The 12,034-nt window shown below is 72.2% G+C and carries 12 protein-coding genes; 9 read left to right on the top strand and 3 right to left on the bottom strand.

Going from position 1 to position 12,034, the window contains the following annotated elements; all coding sequences use genetic code 11:
- Positions 1 to 4 precede the first annotated feature (4 nt).
- The 3 genes from AB0K28_RS40960 to AB0K28_RS40950 are packed head-to-tail and all read left to right on the top strand — an operon-like array spanning position 5 to position 2,635.
- Positions 5 to 979 (top strand): proline racemase family protein, encoded by a 975-nt coding sequence (locus AB0K28_RS40960; RefSeq protein WP_345386115.1) that lies wholly within the window; start codon positions 5 to 7, stop codon positions 977 to 979.
- Positions 976 to 1,953, top strand: coding sequence for an ornithine cyclodeaminase family protein (locus tag AB0K28_RS40955; protein ID WP_364381056.1), 978 nt, complete (start codon positions 976 to 978; stop codon positions 1,951 to 1,953). The genes AB0K28_RS40960 and AB0K28_RS40955 overlap by 4 nt, the downstream gene beginning before the upstream one ends.
- Before the next feature lie 13 nt (positions 1,954 to 1,966).
- On the top strand, positions 1,967 to 2,635 hold the full coding sequence (locus tag AB0K28_RS40950; protein WP_364381053.1) for a GntR family transcriptional regulator: 669 nt from the start codon (positions 1,967 to 1,969) through the stop codon (positions 2,633 to 2,635).
- 292 nt (positions 2,636 to 2,927) lie between these two features.
- Here the strand turns inward: AB0K28_RS40950 and AB0K28_RS40945 are convergent, their stop codons facing one another.
- On the bottom strand, positions 2,928 to 3,848 hold the full coding sequence (locus AB0K28_RS40945) for a DMT family transporter (RefSeq protein ID WP_364381050.1): 921 nt from the start codon (positions 3,846 to 3,848) through the stop codon (positions 2,928 to 2,930).
- 120 nt (positions 3,849 to 3,968) lie between these two features.
- Between AB0K28_RS40945 and AB0K28_RS40940 the strand changes: the two genes are divergently transcribed.
- Positions 3,969 to 5,177, top strand: coding sequence for an MFS transporter (locus AB0K28_RS40940; protein WP_364381047.1), 1,209 nt, complete (start codon positions 3,969 to 3,971; stop codon positions 5,175 to 5,177).
- Between the two features lie 3 nt (positions 5,178 to 5,180).
- Here the strand turns inward: AB0K28_RS40940 and AB0K28_RS40935 are convergent, their stop codons facing one another.
- Positions 5,181 to 5,948, bottom strand: coding sequence for an ABC transporter permease (locus AB0K28_RS40935; RefSeq protein WP_364381044.1), 768 nt, complete (start codon positions 5,946 to 5,948; stop codon positions 5,181 to 5,183).
- The gene (locus AB0K28_RS40930; protein ID WP_364381041.1) at positions 5,945 to 6,901 is read right to left on the bottom strand and encodes an ABC transporter ATP-binding protein; all 957 of its coding nucleotides are present in this window, start codon (positions 6,899 to 6,901) and stop codon (positions 5,945 to 5,947) included. Before AB0K28_RS40930 ends, AB0K28_RS40935 begins: the two co-directional genes overlap by 4 nt.
- Positions 6,902 to 7,078: 177 nt before the next feature.
- On the opposite strand from AB0K28_RS40930, the gene AB0K28_RS40925 reads away from it, so the two are divergent.
- The 5 genes from AB0K28_RS40925 to AB0K28_RS40905 all read left to right on the top strand — a co-directional run bounded on the left by AB0K28_RS40925 (position 7,079) and on the right by AB0K28_RS40905 (position 12,030).
- Entirely contained in the window at positions 7,079 to 8,383 is a 1,305-nt protein-coding gene (locus tag AB0K28_RS40925) for a multidrug effflux MFS transporter (protein WP_345386102.1), read from the top strand.
- A 92-nt stretch (positions 8,384 to 8,475) separates the two neighbouring features.
- Positions 8,476 to 9,174 carry a metalloregulator ArsR/SmtB family transcription factor gene (locus AB0K28_RS40920; RefSeq protein ID WP_364381038.1) on the top strand — a complete coding sequence of 233 codons (699 nt, stop codon included), beginning with the start codon at positions 8,476 to 8,478 and terminating at the stop codon, positions 9,172 to 9,174.
- On the top strand, positions 9,171 to 10,583 hold the full coding sequence (gene sufB, locus AB0K28_RS40915) for a Fe-S cluster assembly protein SufB (protein ID WP_345386100.1): 1,413 nt from the start codon (positions 9,171 to 9,173) through the stop codon (positions 10,581 to 10,583). The genes AB0K28_RS40920 and sufB overlap by 4 nt, the downstream gene beginning before the upstream one ends.
- Positions 10,583 to 11,713: a Fe-S cluster assembly protein SufD gene (gene sufD, locus AB0K28_RS40910; RefSeq protein WP_345386098.1), complete on the top strand. Its 1,131-nt coding sequence runs from the start codon at positions 10,583 to 10,585 to the stop codon at positions 11,711 to 11,713. Before sufB ends, sufD begins: the two co-directional genes overlap by 1 nt.
- The gene (locus AB0K28_RS40905) at positions 11,710 to 12,030 is read left to right on the top strand and encodes a non-heme iron oxygenase ferredoxin subunit (RefSeq protein ID WP_345386096.1); all 321 of its coding nucleotides are present in this window, start codon (positions 11,710 to 11,712) and stop codon (positions 12,028 to 12,030) included. The genes sufD and AB0K28_RS40905 overlap by 4 nt, the downstream gene beginning before the upstream one ends.
- Positions 12,031 to 12,034: the final 4 nt, after the last annotated feature.

The raw sequence follows: 12,034 nt of genomic DNA, 5'->3' as shown, positions 1-12,034 counted from the left end.
CGCGATGATCACGACCGTCGACTACCACACGGGCGGTGAGCCGTTCCGCATCGTCACCGGCGGGGTGCCCGAGATCGCCGGGTCCGGGGTGCTCGACCGGCGCACCACCGCGATGGCCGAGTTCGACGACGTGCGGCGGCTGCTGTGCAACGAGCCGCGCGGTCACGCCGACATGTACGGCTGCTTCCTGGTGCCGCCCGACGATTCGGGCGCGCGGCTGGGTGCGCTGTTCTGGCACAAGGACGGCTTCTCCACCGCGTGCGGGCACGGCACGATCGCGCTGGGCGCGTACGCGGTGCACGAAGGGCTGGTCGAGGCCCCGGCCGACGGGGTGACCGACGTGGTGGTGGACGTGCCGTCGGGGCGGGTCACCGCCCGCGTACGCACCGCCGCCGGCCGCGTCGACGCCGTCACCTTCGTCAACGTCCCCTCCTTCGTCCTGGCCAGGGGCGTGCCCGCCGGGGACGTGCTGGTGGATCTCGCGTACGGGGGCGCCGTCTACGCCTCGCTGCCCGCCGCCGGCCTCGGACTGACCGTCGAGCCCCGGCACCTGGGCGCGCTCATCGAGCACGCCCGCCGCATCAAGGCCGCGCTGGCCGGCCACCCCGCCACCCGGCACCCGTCCGACGAGCGGCTCTCCGGCGTGTACGGCGTGATCTTCCACGAGGACCTGCCCGACCTGCCCGACCTGGACGGCGTACGGCACCAGCGCAACGTCACCGTCTTCGCCGACGGCGAGGTGGACCGCTCGCCCTGCGGCTCCGGCACGGCCGCCCGCATGGCGCTGCTGCACGACGCCGACGGGACCGCGACGCTGGTGCACGAGAGCGTCGTGGGCAGCGTCTTCACCGCCCGCGTGGGCGCCACGAGCAGCGACGGCGTGGTGGCGGAGATCGACGGCACGGCCTACAGGACGGGCCGGCACACCTTCGAGCTCGACCCGGCCGACCCGTTCCCGACCGGATTCACGCTCCGATGAGCGCGCCGGCGGGCGGGTTGCCCTATCTCGACGCGGCCACCGTCGAGCGGCTGGTGCCCATGGGGCGGGCCGTGGCGGTGCTGGAGGAGGCGTTGCGGGCCGGGCTCGATCCGGAGGAGACACCGCGACGGCCGGTCGTGGACGTGGCCGCGGGCCAGCTGCTGCTCATGCCCGCCGCCACCCGGCGGTACGCGGGCGTCAAGGTCGTCAGCATCGCCCCCGGGAACCCGGAGCGCGGGCTGCCCCGGATCCAGGGGACGTACCTGCTGTTCGACGGCGACACCCTGGCGCCGCTCGCCGCCCTGGACGGGATCGCGCTGACCTCGCTGCGCACGCCCGCCGTCTCGGCCCTGGCCGTCCGGCACCTGGCCGAGGAGGGGGCGCGGCGGCTGGTGGTGTTCGGCAGCGGGCCGCAGGCGTACGGGCACGTCGCGGCCCTGCGTGAGGTGCGGCCCGTCGAGGAGGTCACGGTGGTCGGCCGCGACGCCGCCCGCGCCGAGGCGCTCGCCGCCCACTGCCGCGCCCAGGGCCTCACCGCCCGCGCCCTGACCAACCGCGCGGCCGCGCCCGCGGACCCCGCCGCCGGCCCGGCAGCGGAGGCCGTCGCCGGGGCTGATCTGGTCGCGTGCTGCACCACCGCCAGGACCCCCCTGTTCCCCGGTAAGCTCGCCCGCGACGGTGTCACCGTCGTCGCCGTCGGCTCCCACGAGCCCGGCGCCCGCGAGCTCGACGACGACCTGGTCGCGCGCGCCACCGTGGTCGTCGAGGCGAGGGCGGCCGCCCTGGAAGAGGCGGGAGACCTCCTCGTGCCGATAGGCCGGGGTACGATCACCTCTCGCCATCTCGCCGGTAACCTCGCCGACCTGATCGCCGGAAGGGTGGTCGCGGGGCCGGGGCCGCGCGTGTTCAAGAGCACCGGCATGGCGTGGGAGGACCTCGTGGTCGCGGCAGCCGCTTACGAGGCGTGGACATAGAAGGGATGGGCGGATGACCGCCGACGACCGGCTGGATCTGCCGATGGTGGGAGAGCGCCAGAGCCTGCGCGAGCAGGTGGCGCACGCGTTGCGGGCCGCGCTGATCACGGGTGAGATGCGCCCCGGTGTGGTCTACTCCGCGCCGGTGCTGGCCGCCCAGTTCGGCGTCTCGGCGACGCCCGTCCGCGAGGCGATGCTCGACCTGGCCAAGGAAGGGCTGGTCGAGGCGGTGCGCAACAAGGGCTTCAGGGTGACCGAGCTGTCCGACCGCGACCTCGACGAGCTGACCGAGATCCGCCAGCTCATCGAGGTGCCGACGGTCTCGCGGCTGGCCGACAGCTCGCGGGCGGAGGAGTTCGAGCGGCTGCGGCCCATCGCCGAGGAGATCGTCTCGGCCAGCGAGCGTGGCGACCTGCTCGCGTACGTGGACGCCGACCTGCGCTTCCACGTCGAGCTGCTGTCGCTGAGCGGCAACACGCACCTGGTGTCGGTGGTCCGCGACCTGCGCAACAGGGCCAGGCTGTACGGCCTGTCGCAGCTGTCGGAGCGCGGCACGCTGACCGACTCGGCCAGGGAGCACCTGCAGCTGCTCGACGCGCTCAAAAGCGGCGACGGCAGGGCGGTCGGGCACCTGATGGCCGAGCACATCGGCCACGTACGCGGCATCTGGGCAGAACACTGAGCCGGGAACAGAACGCTGCACTGACCGCAAGTTCCGACATTCACGGATCGAGCACTCCCCGATGGGGGTAATCTCGATGCGGGCCGCCAGAGCGGCGAACGCCGGCGGTCCCACCATTCTCGTCCATGACGGCTGCGGTCACCCCGCATCCGCTGATGGCGCATGCCTGGTCAAGCGGACTCCCGCACTCCGCTGACCTTCCCGGGCTCGGCACACCCCGCCCACCGAGCCGAGCCCACCGCCGCGCGCCCGAGAGACCCCATCCCACGGGCGCGCGGCGGAACCCTCGTGACTATCTCCGGGCCCTGCTCGTCCTGGTCGAGCCGAGGCTGGCGGCCACGATGCACACGATCGCGGCCCACTGCTGCACGTGCAGGATCTCGCCGAGCACCAGCACGCCGATCAGCGCCGCCGCGGCCGGCTCCATGCTCATGAGGATGCCGAAGACGTGCTTGGGCATCCGCCGCAGCGCCTGCAGCTCCAGCGAGTAGGGGATCACCGACGACAGCAGCCCCACGCCGAGCCCGATGAGCAGCAGCTCGGGCTGCAGCAGGTCGGCGCCGCCGGTGGTGACGCCGACGGGCGCGATCACCACGGTCGAGACGATCATCGCGAACGCGAGCCCGCTCGTCCCGGGGAAGCGCCGCCCGGCGGCGGCCGACAGCAGGATGTACGCCGCCCAGAACACGCCCGCCATCAGCGCGAACGCGATGCCGAGCCAGCTCACCGTGTCGGACTCGCCCCACGGGGCCAGCAGCACCACGCCCGCACCGGCCAGCCCGACCCACAGCAGGTCGATGCGCCGCCGGGAGGCCGCCACGGCGACGCCGAGCGGCCCGAGGAACTCGATCGCCACCGCGATGCCCATCGGCAGCCGCGCGAGGGCCTCGTAGAAGACGAGGTTCATGAGGGCGAGCGTGACGCCGAACCCGGCGCCCACCGCCCAGTCACGCCAGGAGAGCCCCCTCAGCCTGGGCCGGACGAACGCCCCCATGATGAGCGCCCCCGCCGCGATGCGCAGGAACACCACCGCGCTCGGCGGCAGCACCCCGAACAGCTCCTTGGCGAATCCGGCGCCCAACTGCACCGAGAAGATGCCGAGCAGCACGAGCCCCGTGGGCGGGATCGAGTCGGCGGCGCTGCGCAGCAGGTTGCCGGCGCCGCTCAGGCGGGATCCGCGGTCGAGCGGATCATCGAGGGCGAAGTCGGTCACGGAACTCCTCGGTGGTGCTGGGACAACCGTCTGAGCTTACCCAGGTCAGGCGACATTCCCGGTCTGAGGTGGTACGACTGACATTTGGCTCATATTTCCGGACAAAACCACCAGGGATCGATGAAAGCCCCCACTCCGCCGGTGAACCTCGCCCGGCCGCCGCTGGCCCTGTCCGTGTCCTCCTTCGTCAGCAGCTTCGACCGGTTCGCGGTGAGCCCCATGCTCGTGCTCATCGCCGCCGACCTGGACGTCCCGCTGTCGGCCTCCGTCACCGCCGCCAGCGGCTACTACCTGGCGTACGGGCTGACCCAGCCGCTGTGGGGCCTGCTGTCCGACCGGTTCGGGCGGGTGCGGGTGATGCGCTGGGCGCTGTCCGGCGCCGCAGCCGCGGGCGCGGTCTCCGCGCTGATGCCGGTGCTGTGGGCGCTGGTGCTGGCCAGGGTCGTCACGGGCGCGTGCTTCGGCGCGGTCATCCCGACGAGCCTGACGTACGTGGGGGACACCGTCGCGCCCTCCGTACGCCAGCGTGCGCTCACCGACCTCATGGCCGCCGCCGCGCTCGGCACGGCGCTGGCCACCGGGCTCGGCGGGGTCGTGGCGGGGTTCGTGGACTGGCGGGTGGCGTTCACCGTACCGGCGGTGTGCGCGCTGGTCTGCGCCCTCGCGCTGCGCTCGCTGCCCGAGCCGCCCGCGCACCCGGGAGTGGGCAGGGGCGTCGCCGGGCATCTGGGGGCGGTGCTCGGGCAGCGGTGGGCGCTGCTGGTGTTCGGGCTGGCGTTCACCGAAGGGGCCATCATGCTGGGCGCGATGCCGTTCCTCGCCACCGCGCTGCAGCACACCGGGCTGGCCGCCGCCGTGGCGGGCCTCGCCATCACCGCGTACGGGCTGGGCCTCTGGGGCTTCTCCCGCCTGGTCAAGACGCTCTCGGGACGCTGGCCCGCACCCGTGCTCATGCTGGTCGGCGGCGCGCAGCTGTGCCTCGGGTTCGCTCTGGTGAGCGTGCACGTCAACGTGCCGCTGGTGGCCGTCACCGCGCTGCTGCTCGGCGGCGGCTGGTCGTTCCTGCACTCCTCGCTGCAGACCTGGGCCACCTCGGTCGTCTCCGAGGCCAGAGGGACCACGATCGCGTTCTTCGCCTGCGCCTTGTTCGTCGGCAGCGCGGTCGCGTCGTGGGCGGCCGGCCCGCTCGCCGAGGACGGACGGTACGCGCTGCTGTTCGGCCTGGCCGCGGCCGCCGCCGTGCCGCTGACGGCGGTGGCCGTGCTCAGCCGCCGCCGCTACGGCGCCCTGCGCGCCGCCACGGATCCGGGAGCCGGGCCGGGAGGCTGAGCGTCACTCCCAGCGGAACGTCCGCGAGACCAGCGCCAGCGACAGCACCGCCCACGCGGCGAGCACGGCGAGCGGCACGAGCGGGAGCGCGGCGCCGTCGGCGAGCACCGAGCGCAGGCCGCCGGTCAGCGCCCCGATGGGCAGCGCCTCCAGCACCGGCCGCACCCCCTCGGGGAACGCGCTCAGCGGGAACATCACCCCGCCCACCCCCAGCAGCACCAGGTAGACCAGGTTGGCGGCGGCCAGCGTGGCCTCGGCCCGCAGCGTGCCGGCCATGAGCAGCCCCAGCCCGCTGAAGGCCGCCGTGCCCGCCACGATCAGCAGCGCCGCGCCCAGGAACGAGCCGTGCGGCCGCCAGCCCAGCGCCAGCCCCACGGCCACGATCACCACGGCCTGCACCAGCTCGACGCCCACCACGGCCGCGGTCTTGGCCAGCATCAGCCCGCTCCTGGACAGCGGCGTCGCGCCCAGCCGCTTGAGCACGCCGTAGCGGCGCTCGAAGCCGGTGGCGATGGCCTGCCCGGTGAAGGCGGTGGACATGACCGCCAGCGCCAGCACCCCCGGCACCAGGAAGTCGACCCGCCGGCCGCCCCCCACGTCGATCAGCGGCGCCAGCGAGAAGCCGGTCAGCAGCAGCACGGGGATGATGAGCGTCAGCAGCAGCTGCTCGCCGTTGCGCAGCGTGGCCCGCATCTCCGCGCCGGCCTGCGCCAGCACCATGCGCGGGAACGGCGCCGCGCCGGGCGCGGGCGTGAGGTCGAGCGCGGTCATCGCAGCTCCTTGCCGGTCAGCTCGAGGAAGACGTCTTCGAGGGTGCGCCGCTCGATGCGCAGGTCGTCGGCCGTGACGCCCTCGGCCGCGCACCAGGCGGTGACGGTTGCCAGCAGCTCGGGCCCGACCAGGCCCTCGATGATGTAGTGGCCGGCCGGCGACTCCTTGGCCGCGCTGCCCGTGGGGAGCGCGTTGAGCAGCTCTTCCAGCGCCAGCCCTGGCCGCGCCCTGAACCGCAGCTGCCGCTCGGCCCCGGTCAGCGAGGCCGGGCTGCCCTCGGCGACCACGCGGCCCCTGTCGATGATGACGACGTGGTCGGCCAGCCGCTCGGCCTCGTCCATGTGGTGGGTGGTGAGCACCACCGACACCCCCGAGCCGCGCAGCTCGGCGACGAGGTCCCAGCACGCGTGGCGGGCCTGCGGGTCGAGGCCGGCCGTCGGCTCGTCGAGGAAGACCAGCTCGGGACGCCCGATGACGGCCGCGGCCAGCGACAGCCGCTGCTGCTGCCCGCCGGACAGCCGCCGGAACGGGGTGCGGGCGTGCTCGGTCAGCCCCAGCCGCGCGAGCAGCGCGCCGGAATCGAGCGGACGGGCGTAGAAGCGGGCGACCAGGCGCAGCCACTCGGCGCAGCGCGTGGCCGGCGGCACGCCACCGGCCTGCGGCATGATGCCGACGCGGGCGCGCAGCTCGGGCCGCGTCGGGGCGAGGCCGAGCACCTTCACCGTGCCGCCGTCGGCCCTGCGGAACCCCTCGCAGATCTCCACGGTGGACGTCTTGCCCGCGCCGTTGGGGCCGAGGACGGCGGTGACCTCGCCGCGTTCGGCCCGGAAGGTGAGGCCGTCGACGGCCGTGGTGGCGCCGTAGCGTTTGACCAGGCCGGCGACCTCGACGGCCGGCTCCGGCGGCTGCCGTGGGACCGGCCCTGGCAGCGGGTCGGCGGCTCGGGATTCCATGGCCACGAGTTTAGGGACTCCACGGGGCGGTTCGCCGCGCAGGTGAGAGCGCCGCCGGGCGCGGCTCTTGCGTAAAGTCAGGAAATATCAGATAACCGGGAATTAGGAGGACCGGAACACCGTTCCTACACCTCGGCCCTCGTGGGGCCAGCGCCGACGAGGGAGAGGGGAACACGCATGTCCGTGGCCGAAGCCGCCACGTCCGCAGCACCGTCCGTCACCACACCCGCAGCACCGGGTTCAGCACAGAACGCAGCAGGTCCAGCAGGCACGGCCGTCCCGCAGGAGCGGAGGAGCCGCCGCGGACTGCTGCTGCTGATCCTCGGCGCGCTGTCGGCGATCGGCCCGCTGTCCATCGACATGTACCTCCCCGCCCTGCCCGCCATCACCTCCGAGATGCTGAGCGCGCCCGCGCAGGTGCAGCTCACCTTGACCGCCTGCCTCATCGGCGTGTCCGTCGGCCAGGTGGTCGCCGGGCCGCTCAGCGACGTCCGCGGGCGGCGGGTGCCGCTGATGATCGGCGTCGCCGGGTTCATGGCCGCCTCGCTGCTGTGCGCGTTCGCGACCTCGGTGCCGGCCCTCATCGTCTTCCGGCTGCTGCAGGGCGTGCTGGGCGGCGCCGCGCTGGTCATCGTGCGCGCGGTCGTGCGCGACCTGTACGACGGCGCCGCCATCGCCCGCATCTTCGCCACGCTGATGCTGGTCAGCGGTCTCGCGCCGATCCTCGCCCCGATCGCGGGCGCGCAGCTGCTGGCGTTCACGTCGTGGCGCGGGGTGTTCGTGGCGCTCAGCCTCGCGGGCGTCGTGCTGCTGGTGGCCGTGCTGGCCGGCGTGCGCGAGACCCTGCCGGCGGGACAGCGCGAGGCCGGCGGCCTCAAGCACACCGTGCGGACGTTCTGGCAGCTCCTGCGCGACCGTACGTTCATGGGCTTCGCCCTGACCGGCGGCCTGGCGTTCGGCGCGATGTTCGGCTACATCTCCGGCTCGCCGTTCGTCCTCCAGGAGGTGTACGGCGCCACGCCCCAGCAGTACTCGCTCATCTTCGGCCTCAACGCCCTGGCGCTGACCATCACCGCGCAGGTCGGCGGCCGGCTGTCGGGACGGGTGCCGCCCGTCCTGCTGGTCCGCATCGGCCTGGCCACCTCGCTGGCGGGCGCGGTGCTGCTGCTGACCGCCGCGCTGGCCGGGCTCGGCCTGTGGGGAGTGGTGGCGGGCCTGTTCGTCATCATGCTCGGCCAGGGCCTGACCCTGCCCGGCACCGGCGCGCTGGCGCTCGGCTCCCAGCCCGCCCAGGTCGCGGGCAGCGCCTCGGCGCTGACCGGCGTGCTGCAGTTCGCGCTGGGCGCGGCCGCCGCCCCGCTGGTCGGACTTGCCGGATCCGGCTCCGCGCTGCCCATGGCATGTGTCATGCTCGGGCTCTTCCTGTGCTCGGCGCTGTCGTTCACGATCCTGGGCCGGGCAAAGGCGACAAAAGTTAGGTAAGCCTACCCTGCGTGACAAACTCCATTCCCGCCCCTGCTCAGATCCGTTTGTGCACCGGGAAGGAATTACGGCACACTGATGTTGTGAAAAACATGTCCACGATGGAGCCAGGCAGCGAGCGCGGCACGCGCGCCCGTGTCGCCAGGCTGATCCTGGAGCATGGTCCCATCGCGGCCGCCGCCCTGGGCGAGCGGCTCGGGCTCACGCCCGCCGCCGTCCGGCGTCACCTCGACGCCCTGGTGGCCGAGGGGATGATCGAGCCTCGCATGATCCGCCCGCGCGGTCAGCGCGGGCGCGGACGGCCGGCCAAGCTGTTCGCGATCACCGATGCGGGGCGCAGTGCTTTCGAGCACGCCTATGACGACCTGGCAGGGAGCGCGCTGCGATTCCTGGCCCGGCGCATGGGAGAGGAAGCCGTGGCCGACTTCGCCCGCGAGCAGGTGGCGAGCCTGCTCCAGCGGCTGGAGCCGGCCATGCGGACGGTGCCCGCGGACCAGCGCGTGCAGATGCTGGCGCAGGCTCTGTCGGCGGAGGGGTACGCCGCCTCGGCCACCAAGGCCAAGTCCGGCGGCGACCAGCTCTGCCAGCACCACTGCCCGGTGGCTCACGCGGCCGCGGAGTTCCCGCAGCTGTGCGAGGCCGAGACGGAGGCGTTCGCGCAGCTGCTCGGCACCCCGGTGCAGCGCCTGGCCACGATCGCCCACGGCGACGGGGTGTGCACCACGCACGTGTCCCCCCAGTCCCTGGCCGATTCCGCACATAAAGACAAGAGCAAGGAGACCGGAAGGTGACTGTCACCGACCGCCCGGAGCTGGAAGGCCTCGGGAATTACAAGTTCGGCTGGGCCGACCCGGATGCCGCGGGTGCGGCGGCCAAGCGAGGCCTGTCCGAGGAGGTCGTCCGCAACATCTCCGCGCTCAAGAGCGAGCCGGAGTGGATGCTCGACCTTCGCCTGAAGGGCCTCCGCCTGTTCGACAAGAAGCCGCTGCCGACGTGGGGCTCCGACCTCACCGACATCGACTTCGACAACATCAAATACTTCGTGCGCTCGACCGAGAAGCAGGCCGCTTCCTGGGACGAGCTGCCCGCCGACATCAAGAACACCTACGACAAGCTCGGCATCCCCGAGGCGGAGAAGCAGCGCCTCATCGCCGGCGTCGCTGCCCAGTACGAGTCCGAGGTCGTCTATCACAAGATCCGTGAGGACCTCGAGGAGAAGGGTGTCATCTTCGTCGACACCGACACGGGCCTGCGCGAGCACGAGGACCTCTTCAAGGAGTACTTCGGCTCGGTGATCCCGGTGGGCGACAACAAGTTCGCCGCGCTCAACACCGCCGTGTGGTCCGGTGGCTCGTTCATCTACGTGCCGCCGAACGTCGAGGTCGAGATCCCGCTGCAGGCCTACTTCCGGATCAACACCGAGAACATGGGCCAGTTCGAGCGGACCCTGATCATCGTCGACGAGAACAGCTACGTCCACTACGTCGAGGGCTGCACCGCGCCGATCTACTCCTCCGACTCGCTGCACAGCGCGGTCGTCGAGATCGTCGTGAAGAAGAACGCCCGCTGCCGTTACACGACCATCCAGAACTGGTCCAACAACGTCTACAACCTGGTCACCAAGCGCGCCGTCGCCTACGAGGGCGCGACCATGGAGTGGATCGACGGCAACATCGGCTCCAAGGTGACCATGAAGTACCCGGCCGTCTACCTCATGGGCGAGCACGCCAAGGGCGAGACGCTGAGCGTCGCGTTCGCCGGCGAGGGCCAGCACCAGGACGCCGGCTCGAAGATGGTGCACCTGGCGCCCAACACCAGCTCCAGCGTCATCTCCAAGTCGGTGGCGCGCGGCGGCGGCCGCACCTCCTACCGCGGTCTCGTGCAGATCGAGGAGGGCGCCCACGGCAGCGCCAGCACCGTCAAGTGCGACGCCCTGCTGGTCGACCAGATCAGCCGCTCCGACACCTACCCCTACGTCGACGTCCGCGAGGACGACGTCTCGATGGGTCACGAGGCCACGGTCTCCAAGGTCAGCGAGGACCAGCTGTTCTACCTCATGAGCCGCGGGCTCGACGAGGACGAGGCGATGGCGATGATCGTGCGCGGCTTCGTCGAGCCGATCGCGCGTGAGCTGCCCATGGAATACGCGCTCGAGCTCAACCGGCTGATCGAGCTGCAGATGGAAGGAGCCGTCGGCTGATGGGCCTGAACGAGAAGCCCCTGTCGACCCTGCACGAGAAGTCGTCCTTCGACCTGGCCGACTTCGACGTCCCGACGGGTCGCGAGGAGGCGTGGCGCTTCACGCCGCTCTCCCGCCTGAAGGGCCTGCACAGCGGCAAGGCCGAGCCGGCCGGCCACGTCCGCGTCGACGTCGAGGCGGCGCCCGAGGTGACCGTCGAGACGGTCGGCCGCGACGACGCCCGCCTCGGCACGTCGTTCGTGCCGTCCGACCGGGTCAGCGCCCAGGCCTGGACCAGCTTCGAGAAGGCCACCGTCATCACAGTGCCGCGCGAGGCCGTCACCTCCAGGCCGACCGTGCTGACGCTGACCGGCGAGCAGGCCGTCGCCGGCGGCGCCGCCTACGGCCACATCGTGGTCAAGGTCGAGCCGCTAGCCGAGGCCGTGCTCGTGCTCGACCACAAGGGCAGCGCCGTCTACGCCGACAACATCGAGTTCGTCGTCGGCGAGGGCGCCAGCCTCAAGGTCGTCAGCCTCCAGGACTGGAACGACGACGCGGTCCACGTCTCGGCCCACCACGCCCAGCTCGCCAAGGACGCGACGTTCCGCAGCTTCGTGGTGACGCTCGGCGGCGACCTCGTACGCCTGTCGCCCAGCGTCTCCTACACCGCCGCGGGCGGCGACGCCGACATGTCGGGCGTCTACTTCGTGGACGCGGGCCAGCACCTCGAGCACCGCCTGCTGGTCGACCACTCGCAGCCCAACTGCAAGAGCAACGTCGACTACCGCGGCGCGCTGCAGGGCGAGGAGGCGCACGCCGTCTGGATCGGCGACGTCATCATCAGGGTCGAGGCCGAGGGCACCGACACCTACGAGCTCAACCGCAACCTCATCCTCACCGACGGCGCCCGCGCCGACTCGGTGCCCAACCTCGAGATCCTCACCGGCGAGGTCGCCGGCGCGGGGCACGCCTCCGCCTCCGGCCGCCTCGACGACGAGCACATCTTCTACCTCCAGGCCCGCGGCATCCCGCACGACGAGGCCCGCAGGCTGGTCGTGCGCGGCTTCCTCGGCCAGCTGATCGAGAAGATCGAGATCGAGGAGATCCGTGAGCGCGTCCTGAACGCCCTGGAGGCGGAGCTCGCGCGATGAGCGGTTTCGAGAAGGTGTGCAAGCTCGCCGACATCCCCGAAGACGGGGTCATCGGCGTCGAGGTCGATGAGACCCCGGTCGCGCTCGTGCGCAAGGGCGGCGACGTCTTCGCCCTGCACGACGTCTGCTCCCACGCCGAGGTCAAGCTCAGCGAGGGCGAAGTCTACGACGGCACGCTGGAGTGCTGGCTGCACGGCTCGTGCTTCGACATCCGCACGGGCAAGCCCACCGGACCTCCCGCGACCCGCCCAGTCAACGTCTACACAGTGAAGATCGACGGCGATGACGTCCTCGTCTCGCTCTCGAAGGAGTCCTAAGCAC

Origin of the sequence: Nonomuraea sp. NPDC049504 (assembly GCF_040676845.1) — a bacterium.
GTDB lineage: Bacteria > Actinomycetota > Actinomycetes > Streptosporangiales > Streptosporangiaceae > Nonomuraea > Nonomuraea salmonea.
This window is presented reverse-complemented; position numbering and strand designations above follow the sequence as displayed.

Bases quoted from the DNA above. Each gene is read 5' to 3' on its own strand.
- AB0K28_RS40935 (WP_364381044.1), bottom strand. From the start codon at position 5,948: ATGACCGCGCTCGACCTCACGCCCGCGCCCGGCGCGGCGCCGTTCCCG.
- AB0K28_RS40960 (WP_345386115.1), top strand. From the start codon at position 5: ATGATCACGACCGTCGACTACCACACGGGCGGTGAGCCGTTCCGCATC.
- AB0K28_RS40925 (WP_345386102.1), top strand. From the start codon at position 7,079: ATGTCCGTGGCCGAAGCCGCCACGTCCGCAGCACCGTCCGTCACCACA.
- sufD (WP_345386098.1), top strand. From the start codon at position 10,583: ATGGGCCTGAACGAGAAGCCCCTGTCGACCCTGCACGAGAAGTCGTCC.
- AB0K28_RS40920 (WP_364381038.1), top strand. From the start codon at position 8,476: ATGTCCACGATGGAGCCAGGCAGCGAGCGCGGCACGCGCGCCCGTGTC.
- AB0K28_RS40905 (WP_345386096.1), top strand. From the start codon at position 11,710: ATGAGCGGTTTCGAGAAGGTGTGCAAGCTCGCCGACATCCCCGAAGAC.
- AB0K28_RS40930 (WP_364381041.1), bottom strand. From the start codon at position 6,901: ATGGAATCCCGAGCCGCCGACCCGCTGCCAGGGCCGGTCCCACGGCAG.
- AB0K28_RS40940 (WP_364381047.1), top strand. From the start codon at position 3,969: ATGAAAGCCCCCACTCCGCCGGTGAACCTCGCCCGGCCGCCGCTGGCC.
- AB0K28_RS40950 (WP_364381053.1), top strand. From the start codon at position 1,967: ATGACCGCCGACGACCGGCTGGATCTGCCGATGGTGGGAGAGCGCCAG.
- AB0K28_RS40955 (WP_364381056.1), top strand. From the start codon at position 976: ATGAGCGCGCCGGCGGGCGGGTTGCCCTATCTCGACGCGGCCACCGTC.